The sequence below is a fragment of the Moraxella bovoculi 237 genome, assembly GCF_000696305.2.
In the GTDB taxonomy this organism is placed as follows: Bacteria; Pseudomonadota; Gammaproteobacteria; order Pseudomonadales; family Moraxellaceae; genus Moraxella; species Moraxella bovoculi.
This window is the reverse complement of record NZ_AOMT01000005.1, coordinates 116,145-133,769: the sequence shown is the minus strand read 5'-3', so window position 1 is coordinate 133,769 and position 17,625 is coordinate 116,145. Positions and strand designations below refer to the sequence as shown.

Sequence of the window (17,625 nt, the reverse complement as noted above, 5' to 3'; positions counted from 1 at the left end):
TTTATTAATCAAAAGAGCCAAAAACTTTTAAAAAGCACGATTTATTTGCCATTTTTTGCCAAGGATTTGTTATGACTCATCTCAAAAAGACCCTACAACTAAACGAAGTACGCCGAGCTTTTGTTGATTTTTTTAAGACCAAAAATCACACGCACGTTGACTCTTCATCACTCATCCCTCATAACGATCCCACCCTGCTGTTCACCAACGCAGGCATGAACCAATTTAAAGATACTTTCTTAGGTCTTGAAAAACGTGACTACAACCGCGCCGTCACTTCCCAAAAATGTGTTCGCGCAGGTGGTAAACATAACGACCTTGACAACGTTGGCTACACCGCTCGCCATCATACATTTTTTGAGATGCTCGGCAACTTTTCTTTTGGTGATTATTTCAAGCAAGACGCCCTAAAATTCGCGTGGGAATTTTTGACCAGCGAAGATTGGCTTGCCCTGCCAAAAGACCGACTGTACGTTACCGTTTATCATACCGATGACGAAGCTTATGACATCTGGCATAAAGAAATCGGTCTTGATCCATCGCACATCATTCGTATCGGCGACAAAGGCAAGCAGTACGAGTCTGATAACTTCTGGACAATGGGCGATACAGGCCCTTGTGGCCCTAGCAGTGAAATCTTTTATGACTATGGCAAGCACGTTGAAGGCGGACTACCTGGCACCCCCGAAGAAGATGGCGACCGCTATGTCGAAGTATGGAACTGCGTATTCATGCAGTTCGACCGCCAAAAAGATGGTACGCTAGAGCCGCTGCCAAAGCCTTCAGTCGATACAGGCATGGGTCTTGAGCGCATCAGCTCAATCATGCAAGGCAAACAAGGCAACTATGAAGTTGATCTTTTTGTTAATCTGATGGATGCTGCTGCCAAAGTGATTGGCGTACCCAATACTTACGAGCCGTCATTTAAGGTTGTTGCCGATCACATCCGTGCTGTGTCGTTCTTGATCGCTGATGGCGTTCGCCCAAGTAATGAAGGTCGTGGCTATGTGCTGCGCCGCATCATTCGCCGCGCCGTACGTCATGGCAATAAGCTTGGCGCAGAAGACAACTTCTTCTATCAGCTCGTGCCTGCACTGGTCAAGGAGATGGGCGACGCTTATCCAGAACTGGCTAATAAGCAAGAACACATTCAAGCCATCATCCTAAAAGAAGAAGAGCAATTCGCCAAAACTCTGGCGCAAGGTCTACGTCTGCTATCAGGCGAGCTTGATAAGCTTAATTCAGGTGATACATTATCAGGTGAAACCGTATTTAAATTATACGATACCTATGGCTTCCCAACCGACCTAACCGCCGACATCGCTCGTGAGCGTGACATGAACATTGATGAAGACGGCTTTGAAGCATTGATGCAAGAGCAGCGTGAACGTGCGCGTGACGCAGGCAAATTCGACGTGGATTATACCGCCGCCATCAAGGTGGATAGCCGGACCGAGTTCGTCGGCTATGGACTGGCTCAGCACGACAGCCAAATCATCGGTTTATATCAAGATGGTAAAGAAGCCAGCGAACTTATCGAAGGTGATGAAGGCGTTATCGTATTGTCAGCCACGCCATTTTATGCTGAAGGCGGTGGTCAAGTGGGTGAGCTTGGCGAGATCAGCACCGAATCAGGCGTGTTCGAAGTGCAAAACACCAAAAAATCAGGCAATGCCATCATCCACTACGGCACCGTAAAGATGGGCAGCATCAAACCAAACCAAAGCGCGCACGCTCAAGTGATCGAAGACATCCGCCGCGCATCTGCCAAGAACCACTCAGCAACCCACCTACTACACGCGGCATTACGCTCTGTACTAGGCACAGGTGTTGCCCAAAAAGGTTCATTGGTATCATCAGAGGTATTGCGCTTTGACTTCTCGCATGATAAGCCGATCAGCCAAGAAGATTTACTAACCATCGAGCGCATGGTTAATGAACAAATCCAAAAAAACAGCCCTGTGCAAATCGAACATCTACCAATCGATGAAGCCATGAAAAAAGGCGCGATGGCACTATTCGGGGAGAAATATGGCGAGACTGTGCGCGTGCTCACCATGGGCGAGAATGCTGATAAGACGCCGTTTTCTATCGAGCTATGCGGTGGTTTGCACGTGGTTCATACTGGTGATATCGGTCTGTTTAAGATCGTTGCTGAAAGCGGTATCGCTGCAGGTGTGCGCCGCATCGAAGCCCTAACTGGCATGGGAGCGATTCGCTACGTTCAACAAGGCGAATCTATTCTGGGCAATCTTGCCACCAATTTCAAAGCAAAACGTGGCGAGATCGAAACGCGTGTGACCAGCCTAAGTGAGCGCAGTCGCGAACTCGAGAAACAGCTAGAGAAATCCGAGCAAAAACTTGCCAGCTATCAAGCCGCCAGCCTACTTAGCAGCGCAATCAAGCTTGATAATGGCGTAAATCTACTAGTAACGAAAGCTGATGGCATCGACGGTAAAGCCATTCGCGGTCTGATGGACACTGCCAAATCACGCCTTGATAATGCCGTCATCGTTCTAGTGGGTGAGACGAACGACCTAGCACTAGCGGCAAGTGTCGCCAAGGGTCTGACAGATAAAGTTAAAGCAGGTGATATCATTCGTCATCTGGCCGCAGAGCTCAGCGGCAAAGGCGGCGGCAAGCCAGACTATGCTCAGGGCGGTGCTGAGAAGTCGGATAAGCTAGGTGCTGTACTAAGTGCATTGAAAGCCAATTTGAGCGATACATTAGCATGATCCATTCTGGATTGGTTGATGAGGGCAATGGCAAAAGCTTAATTATTATTGATGTCGGTATATCAATACTGATTGCAAATTTAAGTTAAATTGATATATCAGTGGAGCGTTCTATGTCAAACGGTAACAATACCTACAATGATGGCATTGCCATGCGTAAGGCTGTGATGGGCGACGCTCATGTCAAGCGTTCGATGGGCAACGTTACGCCCTTTACTGCACCCTTGCAAGACTGGATCAATGAGCACGCTTGGGGTTCTACTTGGCAGCGCGGTGTACTTGACAACAAAACACGCTCCTTGATTACGATGGCTTTTTTAATCGCTCAGAAGTCACCAACCGAGCTCAAGGGTCATATTCGCGGCGCGATCAATAATGGCGCCAGTGTTGAAGAAATCCAAGAAGTACTACTGCACAGCTTGCCTTATTGTGGCGCACCAGCTACCCAAGAAGCTTATCGTGCAGCGGTTGAGATTTTGACAGAACTGGATAAAATCTGACAGATCTAGCAGAAGCTTGTGGCGATATTTTGATCATTTGAAATTATCAGAACATCAACATTAAAGTCATCCGAATGATTAAACCATACTAAATAGACAGTGATTCATTAATTTTTTTGATGAATTTATCAGTTTATTTTAAGAATGATTTGGATTATAATTTTTACAATTTATTGAGAACCTTTGGGTTTTCTATTAGCAATTAAAAGGCAGACACAATGGCGTTAATCGTACAAAAATACGGCGGCACCTCAATGGGTAACACCAGCCGCATCAAAAATGTCGCAGCCCGAGTTAAGCGCTGGCATGACCACGGACATCAAGTTGTGGTTGTGGTATCAGCGATGAGTGGTGAAACAAACCGACTGATTGCTCTGGCTCATGAAATCAGCAATGATCCAGATGCACGCGAATATGATCAAATGGTTGCTACTGGAGAACAGGTTTCTATCGCCCTACTTGCCATGGCGCTAAAAGACCTAGGCTTAGATGCCAAATCAATGACTGGTCGCCAAGTCGCCATTAAGACCGACACCACACATACCAAGGCGCGCATTGAGCACATTGACGCTGACAATCTAAAACGCGAACTTGCCGATGGTAAAGTTCTGATCGTGGCAGGTTTCCAAGGTGTGAACGAACATAATGACTTAACGACACTGGGTCGTGGCGGTTCAGACACAACAGGTGTTGCGATTGCCGCTGCCATCGGTGCTGATGAATGCCAAATATACACCGATGTGGACGGTGTATACACCACCGACCCACGAGTTACCTCAAAAGCCAGAAAACTCTCAAAAATCACTTTTGAAGAAATGCTAGAAATGGCATCTCTTGGTTCAAAAGTATTGCAAATTCGTTCGGTAGAATTTGCAGGCAAATACAAAGTGCCTTTACGAGTGCTGTCAAGTTTTGATGAAGGCACTGATGGTGCATTTGATGGTGAATTTAAACAAAATGTCGGTACTTTAATTACCGTTGACGAAGGAGATGATATGGAACGTGCCGTAATCTCAGGCATTGCCTTTAACCGCGATGAAGCCAAAATTGTATTGCTTGGCGTGCCAGACCGCCCAGGCATTGCATCTGCCATCCTAAGCCCAATCAGTGCCGCTAACATCGAAGTGGACATGATTATCCAAAACATCTCTGAGAACGGTGTGACTGATTTTAGCTTTACTGTACCTCGTGGCGACTATGATAAAGCCCTAAAAATCCTAAACGAGAAAGTAAAAGACGACATCGGTGCAACCCAAATTGTTGGCGATGATAAAGTTGTCAAAGTATCGATCGTTGGTGTGGGCATGCGCTCTCACGCAGGCGTTGCCAGCAAGATGTTCGACACACTGGCATCTGAGAACATCAACCTACAAATGATCTCAACTTCTGAGATTAAAGTTTCTGTACTCATCCAAGAACAGCACCTAGAAAAAGCTGTGAAATCACTACACACCGCTTTTGGTCTAGATCGTGAAGATGGTGAAAGTAAAGTTGCTGGCCTATAATTGCCTGACAACCGATGGAATTTTAATCAAATAATTGCTTAAAATTCCATCAACAATAGTAACGATTTTAGCATGGTTGTAAATCATTAATAAGAAAAATTTACATAACTTATTCTAAAAACTGCTGACAAAATACCCAACGCGCCTTATAATAGCAACTTGGGTATTTTTTATTTTTGTGTGAGTGAATTTCAACGTATATCGTAATCGAGTTTACTTTATTTTTATAGTGCAAGGAGCTATTTATGTTAATCCTAACTCGCCGTGTTGGTGAAACTTTAATGATTGGTGATGAAGTCAGCGTAGCCGTTCTTGGTGTCAAAGGCAACCAAGTTCGCCTAGGTGTGAAGGCCCCAAAAGACATCGCTGTTCACCGCGAAGAGATATATCAGCGCATTCAACATGAGCGTTCTATGCAGGCACACATGAGCCACCTAGAACAAGGCAACTTCGCACCGCCATCATTCGATGATGATGATTACTTCAACCGATAATTACAGGATGACATCATGACCACGAGTATCTCTGCTATGCTAAATGGCATCGAAACAGGCGCACTAAAATTCGCTGACGTGATTGCATTCATCGATGGCAATTATGACTACACGCCTGTTGAATTTAGCAATGGCGAAGTTGTGAATGCAGCTGGTACCAACGAAAGTTCTGCTAAAGTATTTAGCCTAGCCAAGCTGCACGGATTGAATCAAGTGGACACGCTAAAACTTTTCGCTGAGCATTATCAATCTGTATTGGGCAATCCTGACGGCACTGATCATGCCAATATTCGTAATTTTATGCATTATGGTTGGCAAGGCATCGGACTTCAAAAGAACGCTCTAACCGCTCGTTAATGCTTAACATTTGATTTTAACTATTAAATAAATGCTAAAAATCCCAAATTAGATAGAATTTACTTGAAATTCGAGTAAATTTGCTATATAATTTGGGCTTTAATTTTTCTGCCATTTCTTGATTGTTGTCGCCTTTAACAACAAAAAAGAATGGTGTAACCTTATAGTTTGGTCAAATTTGTGCTATGTCCATACCATTTATAAGGCACCTTGTCCAAACGGCGCACCCGATACCGCTCAATATCCGCGCCATGTATTATTAGGAGTTCACCATGTCTCGAGTATGTCAAGTGACTGGAAAGCGCCCGCTAGTGGGTAACAACGTATCACACGCGAACAACAAAACCCGTCGTCGCTTCCTACCAAACCTACACAACCATCGTTTTTGGGTAGAGTCTGAGAACCGCTTCGTACGTCTTCGTGTATCATCTAAAGGTATGCGCATCATTGACAAGCACGGCATCGAAAAAGTGCTTGCCGACCTACGCGCACAAGGTCAAAAAATCTAATTTTAGATTTTTCCATTTAGATTAAGTTTTAAGGACACGATCATGAGAGATAAAATTAAACTAGTTTCTACCGCTGGTACTGGTTATTTCTACACCACTACTAAGAACAAGCGTACCATGCCTGGCAAAATGGAAATCAAAAAATTTGATCCAAAAATTCGCCAACACGTTCTATTCAAAGAAGCAAAAATCAAGTAATTTTGCTTTAATGATAAAAGGACCGCCATTTTGGTGGTCCTTTTCTTAGATCTTTAGGTTTGGCAATGACAACACACCCCCTACTAACGCCGCTCAATATCGGCAATCAAACCATCGCCAATCGGCTGATCGTCGCCCCAATGGCAGGCGTTACTGATAATCCGTTTCGAAGACTATCCAAGTCATTTGGCGCAGGTCACGCAGTCAGTGAAATGATCATCGCTGATACTGCTCTATACGCACGCAAAAAATCACTTTATCGTGCTAATTTTGACGGTGAAATTGCGCCCATCTCTGCTCAAATCGCAGGCGCAGAACCTGACAAGCTTGCCGAAGCGACTCGTTTTCAGGTGGCTAATGGTGCGCAGATTGTTGATATTAACATGGGGTGCCCTGCCAAAAAAGTCTGCAAAAAACTGGCAGGTTCGGCATTACTACAAGATGAAATCCTGGTAAGACAGCTATTAGAGGCCGCCGTAGATGCTGTGGATGTGCCTGTCACCCTAAAAACTCGGCTGGGCTTCGCCAACGGTCAAGAAAATATCCTAAAAATCGCCGACATCGCCGAGAAAGCAGGCATTGCTGCCATTGCCATCCATGGGCGCACCAGAGAGGATTTTTATACGGGCGAGGCACGCTATGACCTTATCAAGCAAGTCAAACAACAAGTCAAAATCCCTGTCATCGTCAATGGCGACATCGACAGCCCACAAAAAGCCAAAGCCGTCTATGAACTAACAGGCGCGGACGCCATCATGATCGGACGCGCCGCTCAAGGCAAGCCGTGGATTTTTCGTGACATTCATCATTACCTACAAACAGGTGAACTTCTTGCATCGCCTAGCATATCAGAGCTTCGCGAGATTGTACTCACTCACTTAGAAGAGCTATATCAATTCTATGGTGAATATTCAGGCTGCCGCATTGCTCGTAAGCACATCGCTTGGTACACAGGTGGTTTGCCCAACTCCAACGCCTTTCGTGAAGCGATGTACAGCAAAGACACCACTGCTGGGCAGTTTGCTGTTGCGGATGAATTTTTGCGCAGTCACGACATGACTCATTAAATTGAATGCATCCTAATCAGATCAATGCAAATTTAAACCAGACATTCGTTTGAAATCAGATAAAACAATTACACCATCAAAATTATAGTGCGGTTAGCGCCAATCACAATTCATGCAACAGCCCAAGTCCTGTAGTACGGATGGTTGGCGTTTTGATGGCGATGTCTAGCGCAGTAGGTGTGGCATAAATCTGCACACTGTCTTTGGCTCGCGTGACAGCAGTATAGATCAGCTCTTTTGACAGCAGTCGACTGTTAGAATCATCAAAAGCCACCGCCACTGTATTAAACTCCGAACCTTGCGATTTATGAACAGTCATGGCGTAGGCTGTTGTCACCGTCTCGCCACCCAGAACACTCACAGAGACTTTTTTGAGTATCGCGCCATCAAAATATATGAACAACTCGCCATTTTCTTGGATGCATACACCAATGTCGCCATTGAACAAGCCCAAATCATATCGGTTGGTCTGCACCATCACCACTCGCCCATGATACCATGGCAGCGTCCATGTAGAGGCACGCAGTTCATCGCGATGCTTCTTGGCGATGTATTCATTGATCATCACATCGCCCGCCACCCCGACATGCGATGCCGTGAGAATGCGATAGCGATTCAGCTCATCGATTAGCACTTTGATTTGATTGTTTTTTTGGTCATCGCTGTATCGGTTGATTTGTCTTAGTAGATTTTTACTTTGCTCAAAATATGTGGAATAAGGCTCGATTAATCTTTCTAGAAAATCCTTATTATGCTGTAAATTGACCCATGATAAATTCGCCTCGCTATCTATTAACGCCTCAATCTGTGGCAAGGCACTGCCCTTTGCATTATAGTCATTGATGAATGTCGCCAATTTACCCACACTCGATGTGGACGTAAAGCGAGTTGACTCCGATAAATGCACACGAGATTGTTGTAGCTTATCCACACGACAAAGATCAGCAAGCACCGCCCCTGCTTCCACCGCTGACAACTGATGCGCATCCCCAAGCAGTATCAATCTGGCACCCGTCTTGACTGCTGCCAGTAGCGAACAGGACAGCTCCGCACCCAACATGGATGCCTCATCAATAATAATGATGTCTTGGGACAGTGGATTATATTCATGGTAGCGCGGACTGCCATGACGACCGATACCAAGCAGTCGATGGATGGTTTTTGGCTCTGGCAGATCGATTTGAGCGCCATCTAGTGATTTTTGTAAAGACTCGCCCATACGCTGAGCTGCCTTACCTGTAGGGGCTGCCAACGCTAGGTTAATTTGTGGGTTTTGGCGAAGCAGTGCCAGCACAATCTGAGCCACCGTATATGTCTTACCCGTGCCTGGTCCGCCTGTGATAATGGCAAATGGCGAGCAACTCACCAGATTAACGGCCTGCTCTTGTGCAGCTTTCATACCTTTTGGCAAATCACTCACATCGAATGGCTCGACTTTCGCCCCCAAGATACGCTCAATGTGATGCATCGTCATGCGCTCAGCTCGCCATGCTCTATTTGACCAGATATATAACTCGCCAGAATCACCTCGTTTTATCATCAATGGCGTGCCAATGGTCGGCTTATGTTCAAAGTCAGCAAAATATATACTATCAGCCAATAACGTCACAAACCGCTCAAAATCATCATTCAGCTCATGACTCACACCATCAAATACCCTAAGAACCGCCATGAATAATAAGCTTAGCTCAGCTGGTGAAGCGCTAAGGCGTGGCGACTTTAGCAGTGCCTGCTTGAACTCGTGATGTTGTCGATTAAGATAATTAGGCAGTTCATGAGGTGACTGTCTGCGCAGTTCACCCATCTCATCAAAATAACGCTCAAACTCAAGTGGGCTTTGCCCATCTTTAAATTGCCCTGCCAAGGACATCATCGCAGGAGACAACAGTGTCGCCTGCCAATGAGACAGCCCTTTGATGTCTGATAGCGTACCATTATTGGCAACCATCATCACAGTATGCCCCTCATCCAAGGCAAGCATGCTGTTAAAATTCAGCACAAGGAATACATCAGATGCCAATGAATCGTACTGATATGGCAAAACCATTCCCTTGCCCTCATACCAATCGGCATTTGCCCTGATGCGACTGGTGATGTAATGACTGATCGCAGTATCGTTCATGGTGTGTCCTATTCAAATAATTCATCTAATGCCAAGGTTAGATTTAACGGTATCTGCCATATCATGCGCCCGCACTCCCCGCGCTCATCGTCAGATGAGATACCACGCAAGAACAGATATTCTGTCGCACCAAGATAGCGCGATTCATTACCCACGTAGTCAGCGATTCTCATCTTTAATAGGCGATGTAGCGCCACCTGATAGAACGCTGCTTGCAGCCAATAACCCGCCTTATACATCGCTGATATGAGCGACTGTCTATCATAATCACGCCAATCATCACCCAAAAAATTCGACTTATAATCCAGCACAAAGAACCTGCCCTCATGCTCATATAATAAATCAATCTCACCTTTAAGATAATGATACACGCGATCGTTATGGTCGGGGGTTAATTCCAACGCATGGTCGCTGTGTTCTTCAAAAACTGCATTAATGTCAGCCACGCCAAAGCCATGCTTTAACCCAAGCACAAACTTCATCTCGCGCACACTATTGCCATTATGCAGTGATTTTAGATTGGTGCCCGATGCGCCAAATTTGGCATGAATCACCTCATACAGCCAAAGCACCAGCTGACGATGCGGCGTGTTTTTATCCGATTCTAAAGGCATAGATTGGTGCTTATGGCTTAGATACTCAGCCAAGCCTAATTTGCGCGCCTGACGATCAATCTCCTGACTGATGGCGAGTAGCTGACCTGACCTGTCAGTGATGGGCATGGATGTACCCACTTCTTGTAATACCAAATGCAAGAATTCACCCGCTGTCGCACCACGGACAAAGGTGTTTTGAATACGCTCAACCACCTCATCAGATGAGTCATCGATCACCATTTCGTCATGAACGTCTTGTTTGTCATCATCCATCATCCCCTGTGATGACTCTAACTGATTGATTAACCTTGTAAAGCTCGCCTGATGTATGCCTTCAAAAGACTGCTTGGGAATGGCGACGTGCCAATCCACGTAATTGATGCAAGATTGAGGCTTATCATTGGCATTATAGCGCGATTTGATTAAGTCTTCGCAATCCAAAAGCTCAATCCAGCCCATCTTGCCTTGCATTCGCTCCGGTAACGTCAGCGCTTTTTGCTTACTAGCTTGACACCATATGAACATGGGGGATGTGCTATTATCTGCATAATAGCTGTCCGAAGCCACCACATACACCTGCTCAGATGCACGTGTTAGGGCGACATAGCCTATGCGCTTAGCCTCATCGACACTCTCCGTAAGATCAAGCGCCCCATAATCCACATCACCTCTATTGCGAACGGGCGAGATGCGTCTTTGATATTTATCATCGCTATAAGGGTAAAATAACGCATTATTGCCCTTCACCGACTTTTCAAGTCCGAGCACATATACGATGGGAAATTCAAGCCCTTTTGATGCATGGATGGTCATCAGATTCACGCCTGCTTCGCTGGGCAGCACCCTTCTTTTGTTGTACTCACTTGCACCCTCTTGCATTTGAATCTCGAACCATTCTAACAGCGCGGTCTCGTGCAGATGCGACTGCTCACCTACCAATTCAACCACTTGCCACAAGTCTGCCAAGTATCGCTCACCGGCTTTGGCAGCATTTAGCCATAAGCCATCAGATAGACTGCGTTTGTCGTTTAGCGGGTTAATCGATAGTGCATACCAAATCGCGCTGGCGATGCCGTACTTTTGCCATTGTTCGCGCATTTTGGCAAGATAACCGAACAATCGAATCTTCTGCTCTGCACCATCTTGGCTCATTTGATCCGACTCATCAGTGAATAAAGTCGTAATGTCGTCAAGAGACAATCCAAACAAATACCCGCTTAGCAGCCGACCTACTTTCTCAAGATTGCCCGCATCCAGACACACAGCCAACAAGGCGTATAAATCATTAGCGGCAGGCATGGCAAAGACATTCTCATCTTTGATAGCAATGGCAGGAATGTTTAGTTTATCTAAATAACCTTTAACCGCTGAGAATTCAGCCTTGGTCTTAGCCAAGATAGCAATATCACTGGGGACGATGGGTCTTGACCTGCCGTTATCATCCATCGTGCAATGCGGATTTTGTAGAAGGCTATTAATATGATGGGCAATCGCCTGATGTTTTTGCCAAGCATCATCGCCATTTAAATAAGACGTGTGCAATACTGTTAATGGCTTTTCATCTAGGTAGCTTGCCTGCATTGATTTATTTTGCCAAGACAGTCTTTGGGTTTGATTGTGCGCTTCGATGTGCTGATAATAGATGCCTTCACCGAGTTTGGCAGGGTTCAAGCCATCAAACGACTCATTCACGAACCATTGATTTAACGCATCAATCAGGGCTTTGTTAGAGCGCCTATTTACGGTTAGTGTTAAGTCTTTATTGATAATCTGACGCTGTTTGTCTTGTTGATGTTGAGCATTTCCCAAGTATTTTATGTAGTTATAGTTGCTCACATCACCGCCACGGAAACGGTAAATCGCCTGCTTAGGGTCGCCCACCAGTAACAAAAATCCCTTGGGTGTTTTGTTATTTTGTAATTCGTCTTGCAAGGGGTCGATATATACCCGCTTAATCAGAGCTACCTGAGCGCCATTCACGTCCTGCGACTCGTCGATGAGTGCCACAGGATAGTGATGACGAATGCGACGCACCAAATCCTTACTGCTTGCCAGCGCATCATTCAAACGCTTCATCTGCAAGGTGAATGTCGTCTTACCCATGCCCTCAAGCCATGACGGGCTCAGCCGTCGGACATCCTCAGCGATTTGACGATATAGATAAGCTCGATATTGAACACTAATATCACGAATCTTCTCAATGATTGGCGGAATGTTGATCAGTTTTTTTTGGATAAAATCATACAGCATCATCACCGCATCGTGATCGTAATTTTTGTTCGTCAGATTTGTTATGTCTTTGATTTTCTCGATATTTTTAATCCAATTTTTCAATGGTTCCAAATGATTGACAAATCCAATGCCATGCTCACGAATCAGTGCTTGGATTTCGGTCAACTTATCCAAAGATTTGGGCAGGTTGGCATGACCATTAATCCCTACTTTTTTTCGATAGTCATCATCCAAGAATTGATGAATCTCGTCCAAATCATAACTTAAAATTTCATCCAGTTCAGCCTCAAGACTCTCCACATAAGCATCATCAATATCGGGCATCGAGTCAATCGGCGCATCAAAAAACTGTGTGGTAAGATTGATGGTGACTTTGGTGCCATGAATGTCACTAAGTACATTACTGGGCGCAATGAATGCGTATAGCTTGGGGTTTTGAGTGATGATTTGTGCGTGCTTCTTACGCAGGCTGTCATGAATGATGGCGGTCGTGACGTCATCGCTGTCGTATTGGATTTCTGCTTTTGCCTGATGACCAATTTCAGCGGCGAACTCTTTGAGCCATTTTTGTGCCAGACTGTCGAGCGTACCCACAAAGAGCTTATCGAGCATTGATAGCAATAGCCCCACCCGACGAAACGCCTCATCAAAAGCAAAATCATCCTCATGGTTAATCAAGAACTCAATCAAATGCTGATTGACAATATCATCCGCCTCATCAATGCCCGCCTGCTTGGCAGTTGTGACAATCTCATTAAGACGATCTGAAGTGGGTATCTTGCGGTCAAACCATGACTCATGAGTGGCCTGCTTAGACTTCATCCAAGTCAAATAGCGATAAAAAGTCGTCAAGCGCGCCTGAATTCGCTCCTGCATCTCAGCGGCGGCAGCGCGGGTAAATGTGGTGGCAATGATCCGCTCTGGTGCATACTTTTTCTCAACCAGTAAGCGTAAAATAATGCCCGAAAGCGTCCAAGTCTTGCCCGTACCTGCAGATGCCTCGATCAGATAAGCGCCTGATAGCGTGCAGGCCGTGGCAGGCGTGCTACGAATATCACTCATGAGCATCTCCTTGTGCTGATGGGCGATTTAGATTCTCTAAAGTTGTCATGTATGCCAAAACATCACCATATAAAGGCTTAGCCAATATCGCTGCCTGTCTCATTGCTTGATCTACGTTCTGCCCTTGAAGCAGCGCCTCCCAATGCAGATCTTTACTAGAATAATCTGTATCCTTGCCAATGCAGTCATCAAGACTTAAATCCTCCACCGGCGCATCATCCAAAGATAGAATTTTTAAGGCGTTATCTGCCGTTATCACCAATGGCGTCACGCGAGTCAATACGGCGAATAGTATCAGATTTTTTAAATACCGCATCGCCTTATCGGCACAAATCGGGCGCATCACGATGGTAGCAACCTCAGAAAATGGCTTAATCAGCTTTCGTCCTTTTTTATAACGCCAAATACTCATACCGCGATCGGTACGTTCGTCTTGAGCGGTTGTTTGGCGATGAATCTGCCATAACAAATGCTGCACCCAGAACCCAAGCAGCTTATCCGATGAAGTACTACTTACCAAGACATTAAGCCAATGATCGCTTGAGAAATCTGGTAATTGAGCCAAGATCTTCAGCGGCTTTGTGCCGATATGTAGCGGGATCGCCTGCTCTTGGGTGGATGTGATGAGCGCCGAAAAGTTCAGACTACTACCGCCATCCACCTCCAACTGCCCCACTAGACTACCATTCGCATTATTCAGCTGAGTCCAAAATTCATCAACCACACCACTTACCAGCTCAATGTCTTGTTTTAGGCGTGCGTATTTGGTTGCGCCTGCAGGCAGTAGCGGCTCGTGACGAAGCGCCTTGAACTGGGTAAGCTTTTGCTGTCTTTGGGGTGTCAAGTCAGATGGCATCGCCACGTCAAACAGCGCTTTTACATCCATCTCATTGATGTTCTTGCCATCGAACACCCCTGTCGCCAAGGTCTGAACGATGGTATCGCTGAGCCGCCAACCCTCCAGACCACCCATCGATAATGGCTCATCTCGATCCATCCCCTCCAAGGCAGTTAATACCATAAGTTTACCTTGCAGATAAGATTTGGCAGGTGATTTGATGGCGCTGTTGATCGTCTGTACGGTAAGGTAACTTGGTAGCTCAATGTGGCAAGCTGACAGCAGATCATCCACCGACTGATCAGCATCTGACGACCCAGTCATCACCTTAGTAAAGACCGCTTGAATCCTTGCCAGCTCATCATCAGTCGGCAGTGTTACAAACGACTTATCTTCTGTATCGCGCAATCTATCGTCAAGCACCTGACGCACATTTTGCCAAAGTGGTGCAGGCGGTAGGAATGACTGCAGTTCACGCTTTTTGTCATCAATGACGCTCGTTAAGGCAGACACAGGATCATCATCGTTAATCACGCCATCATCACGATAAAACAACGACCGCTCAAAGCTCATCGCCTCATGCCTAGTCAGCAGATAATGCTCAATTAAGCCAGGTAGTCGCTCACCAACTCGTCTGGTCAAATCATCAGCTGAATCAGGCAGCTGCCAATCCATGCCCGACTTTAAAAATTCAATCAGCTCTGTCACAGGCGATGCCGGGAGCAGTGCCGTGCTACCATCAGCACTCATACCATCGTAAAAAATCAAACACGTGTCTTTGGTACATAGCAGTGCATCCAAGAACGCGCCATTATCATCGTCTTCGTTCGAGCGATCGCCGCGCCGCTTTAGCCCTGCGCGCATCAGATCCAGCCTCATGCTTCTGTCTTGACGTGGGAATGCTGATAGATTCATACCCAGCATGACAGTCAGCCCAAACGGTACACTTCTTAGCGAACCAAAACGTGCCACCGTGATTACATCTGCAGGCTCAGCAGCGACAGCTTGTAGCCCCACTGCCTCTGACAGACTCTCTAATACAAATTCTAAGGTCAGATAAATATCATCATCACTGCCGTGCTGAGCGTTCGCTCTTAGGCTTGCCAGCATGGCATTCTTCGCCTCAAAGATCGCACGCATCTTCGTGGTTTGCTTAATGGCATAAAAATAATCATCAATCAGCTCATGCTCAATCCTATTTAGCCAATGCTGCACTTTGTCACGCTGCTGATATTGCCCGCCAAAATACGCCAAAGCCTCATGCATTCGGCACAGCGCTTGAACGATGTTTTTATCATTAAGCACAATCCCGCCCAGAGCCAGAGTCGCTTCACTAGCGCCATCCGTCCAGTCAAATGGATATAGTAGCTCACTTGGCAACTGCTCATTTGGTGCAACAAATCCCATGACAATGCGATCCAAGGCATAGCTAAACGTGTATCGATAATCAGTGTCACTGTCATGCAATGTCTGACCGATATGAGATGCATCAAAGCCACGGCGAAAGCCAGCTTCCTCGAGCAGATACCTTGCACGATACGCTTCATCAAAGCTTAATCCAAAGTTCTCATACACTGCAGGATTCATGAGCCATTCATAAAATTCATCGGCATAAAACCGCGCATGTTTTACACCGCACAAACGATAAAAGCCAAGCATGGCCTGAAGCAGCTCATCGATTTCACGCGCGGTCGTGCCTGTGATTTTGATGGGCAAATACAGCCCATCAACACCCACACCATCAGGGAACACCGCCCGAATGGTGTTCTGAGCTTCCTCCACATCAGGCAGTAATATCACCACATCAGATGGTTTTTTTTGGTGATCGTTTAGATATTTGGCGATCATCGTACGAGCAATCTCAAGCTGTCTTTTTAATCCATGGCAAGCATGAACGCTTAAGCTTGGCAGTAGTTCTTTGTCAGTTTTGCTAAGCTCTGATAAAGTCGCTACTGATTTTGGGCGTTTTTTGTCGCTTAGTATCTGTAGCACCTCCCCCATCGCCATGCCTTTGACATCTTCATCCTCCCCAAGCATGAGGATGTCTTGCTTTAATTGATTTAGGATACTGTCATTCTCGCCACTGGTTTTTGATTGGAACTTATCCTGCCAATAAATCTGATGTAGTACACTTTTATTATTTAGATTATCTACATGATTTAACTGCTGATTGCCATCTTCATAATAAAATTCACCGCCAGACATATCAGCAAGCATGGCAAAAGTCTCACGCGATTCCTTACCAAGTCGAGATAATAACCCATGCCCGTAGTCTTTTTTATACACAGCATTTGGATTGATGATGTTCTGAGTTAATAGCCAATTTTTATCAACAATGTCCGCCCAGAACATCTTGGATGGGTTAAAATGCAGCAGGCGAATGTTGATTGCCAGCGACAGTCTTTTTAGGAATAACAGCTCCACCTGTGGCAGCTGCTGTACGGTAAATAAATACAAATCTTTAGGTAACTTATTTAGCACTGCTTGGCGCAATTCACCGCTGCGCCTGCCTTCTAATACATCCCAGAATCTATGCTCAAGCTTTTGGCGCATCTGATAGACATGTCTAAATAACCCATACCATAAATGGCGCAGTAGCTTTTCTAGATTTTTATAATGCGCCACCAGCCAATCAGGTGTGGCTTCTTTTTGACCATATTCATCGCCAAATCGATCTTTGCCGGCGATCATTTCTTCGACCAAATTCTCAAGGCTTTCATTATCCCCCCATGCATCCAGCCACTCTGGGCGATGTACTAGATAACGCACATACAGCCGAGATAACTCATCACACGCCTGCCACAAGCGATGGTCTGGTATCTCGTATTGGTCTTGGCTCTGCTCTGCCAATGGTCTAAAAAGAAAATACAATTCGTGCTGATCATTATTTAGAATTTCTAATAATTCTTGAGGTTTTGCTTTAGCACTTAAAAAACCAAACAATCGCCAGCGCATGACCGAGGCAGACAGCATCGCTACCTCAGGCACCGCCAAGGCGTCATTATGATCCATCGCACCATCAAGCTCTAGCGTCTGCTTAATCATCTTCCATTGATACTGACCCCAAAATTGAGCTGTCATCATGGTGCTGATACCCGCCTTTAGAGCGACTTGTTTTTCAAGCCAATGCCCAAGCACCATCGATGGCACAATCACCACAAACGGCGTAAAGATCATCGCACTAAAATCCGCCTGATTTTGATGCGGATTCTTGTAAAAATTAATCAATTCATCAACCAAGACATCAGTGTCATTAGATTGGATAATCTGAAACATGGCAAATCCAAGCTGAACTAAAAATTAAATTGTACCTTGAATCGCTTTAATTATCCATGCCAAGCCTGGTTATTTTTAATAAAAAATCCACCGCCCATCCACTCATCCCAATCTAAAATTAACACTTAAAAATC

Annotated in this window: 11 protein-coding genes; 8 read left to right on the top strand and 3 right to left on the bottom strand. The window is 45.6% G+C overall.

Going from position 1 to position 17,625, the window contains the following annotated elements; genetic code table 11:
• The first annotated feature begins 71 nt into the window (after positions 1-71).
• The 8 genes from alaS (at position 72) to dusB (ending at position 7,365) form a co-directional block, all read left to right on the top strand.
• Positions 72-2,735: an alanine--tRNA ligase gene (gene alaS, locus MBO_RS01010; protein ID WP_036362170.1), complete on the top strand. Its 2,664-nt coding sequence runs from the start codon at positions 72-74 to the stop codon at positions 2,733-2,735.
• Between the two features lie 113 nt (positions 2,736-2,848).
• On the top strand, positions 2,849-3,235 hold the full coding sequence (locus tag MBO_RS01005) for a carboxymuconolactone decarboxylase family protein (RefSeq protein ID WP_036362167.1): 387 nt from the start codon (positions 2,849-2,851) through the stop codon (positions 3,233-3,235).
• A gap of 218 nt (positions 3,236-3,453) precedes the next feature.
• A complete protein-coding gene (locus tag MBO_RS01000) occupies positions 3,454-4,740 on the top strand; it encodes an aspartate kinase (RefSeq protein WP_036362165.1) in 1,287 nt (428 codons plus the stop codon).
• A gap of 245 nt (positions 4,741-4,985) precedes the next feature.
• Entirely contained in the window at positions 4,986-5,234 is a 249-nt protein-coding gene (gene csrA, locus MBO_RS00995) for a carbon storage regulator CsrA (RefSeq protein ID WP_036362162.1), read from the top strand.
• A 12-nt stretch (positions 5,235-5,246) separates the two neighbouring features.
• The gene (locus MBO_RS00990) at positions 5,247-5,591 is read left to right on the top strand and encodes a HopJ type III effector protein (protein ID WP_227712648.1); all 345 of its coding nucleotides are present in this window, start codon (positions 5,247-5,249) and stop codon (positions 5,589-5,591) included.
• Positions 5,592-5,863: 272 nt separating this feature from the next.
• Positions 5,864-6,100, top strand: coding sequence for a 50S ribosomal protein L28 (rpmB, locus tag MBO_RS00985; RefSeq protein WP_036362158.1), 237 nt, complete (start codon positions 5,864-5,866; stop codon positions 6,098-6,100).
• A 42-nt stretch (positions 6,101-6,142) separates the two neighbouring features.
• Positions 6,143-6,298: a 50S ribosomal protein L33 gene (rpmG, locus tag MBO_RS00980; protein ID WP_003659281.1), complete on the top strand. Its 156-nt coding sequence runs from the start codon at positions 6,143-6,145 to the stop codon at positions 6,296-6,298.
• Positions 6,299-6,363: 65 nt separating this feature from the next.
• Positions 6,364-7,365 (top strand): tRNA dihydrouridine synthase DusB, encoded by a 1,002-nt coding sequence (gene dusB, locus MBO_RS00975; protein ID WP_052585210.1) that lies wholly within the window; start codon positions 6,364-6,366, stop codon positions 7,363-7,365.
• Between the two features lie 103 nt (positions 7,366-7,468).
• Here dusB and recD read toward each other — a convergent pair whose 3' ends face one another.
• The 3 genes from recD to MBO_RS00960 are packed head-to-tail and all read right to left on the bottom strand — an operon-like array spanning position 7,469 to position 17,491.
• A complete protein-coding gene (recD, locus tag MBO_RS00970) occupies positions 7,469-9,487 on the bottom strand; it encodes an exodeoxyribonuclease V subunit alpha (protein ID WP_036362156.1) in 2,019 nt (672 codons plus the stop codon).
• Between the two features lie 8 nt (positions 9,488-9,495).
• The gene (locus MBO_RS00965; protein WP_052585209.1) at positions 9,496-13,377 is read right to left on the bottom strand and encodes a UvrD-helicase domain-containing protein; all 3,882 of its coding nucleotides are present in this window, start codon (positions 13,375-13,377) and stop codon (positions 9,496-9,498) included.
• On the bottom strand, positions 13,370-17,491 hold the full coding sequence (locus tag MBO_RS00960) for an exodeoxyribonuclease V subunit gamma (RefSeq protein WP_052585208.1): 4,122 nt from the start codon (positions 17,489-17,491) through the stop codon (positions 13,370-13,372). Before MBO_RS00960 ends, MBO_RS00965 begins: the two co-directional genes overlap by 8 nt.
• Positions 17,492-17,625 lie beyond the last annotated feature (134 nt).

Coding starts and splice junctions, on each gene's coding strand:
- alaS (WP_036362170.1), top strand. CDS start 72: ATGACTCATCTCAAAAAGACCCTACAACTAAACGAAGTACGCCGAGCT.
- MBO_RS01005 (WP_036362167.1), top strand. CDS start 2,849: ATGTCAAACGGTAACAATACCTACAATGATGGCATTGCCATGCGTAAG.
- MBO_RS01000 (WP_036362165.1), top strand. CDS start 3,454: ATGGCGTTAATCGTACAAAAATACGGCGGCACCTCAATGGGTAACACC.
- csrA (WP_036362162.1), top strand. CDS start 4,986: ATGTTAATCCTAACTCGCCGTGTTGGTGAAACTTTAATGATTGGTGAT.
- rpmB (WP_036362158.1), top strand. CDS start 5,864: ATGTCTCGAGTATGTCAAGTGACTGGAAAGCGCCCGCTAGTGGGTAAC.
- rpmG (WP_003659281.1), top strand. CDS start 6,143: ATGAGAGATAAAATTAAACTAGTTTCTACCGCTGGTACTGGTTATTTC.
- dusB (WP_052585210.1), top strand. CDS start 6,364: ATGACAACACACCCCCTACTAACGCCGCTCAATATCGGCAATCAAACC.
- recD (WP_036362156.1), bottom strand. CDS start 9,487: ATGAACGATACTGCGATCAGTCATTACATCACCAGTCGCATCAGGGCA.
- MBO_RS00965 (WP_052585209.1), bottom strand. CDS start 13,377: ATGAGTGATATTCGTAGCACGCCTGCCACGGCCTGCACGCTATCAGGC.
- MBO_RS00960 (WP_052585208.1), bottom strand. CDS start 17,491: ATGTTTCAGATTATCCAATCTAATGACACTGATGTCTTGGTTGATGAA.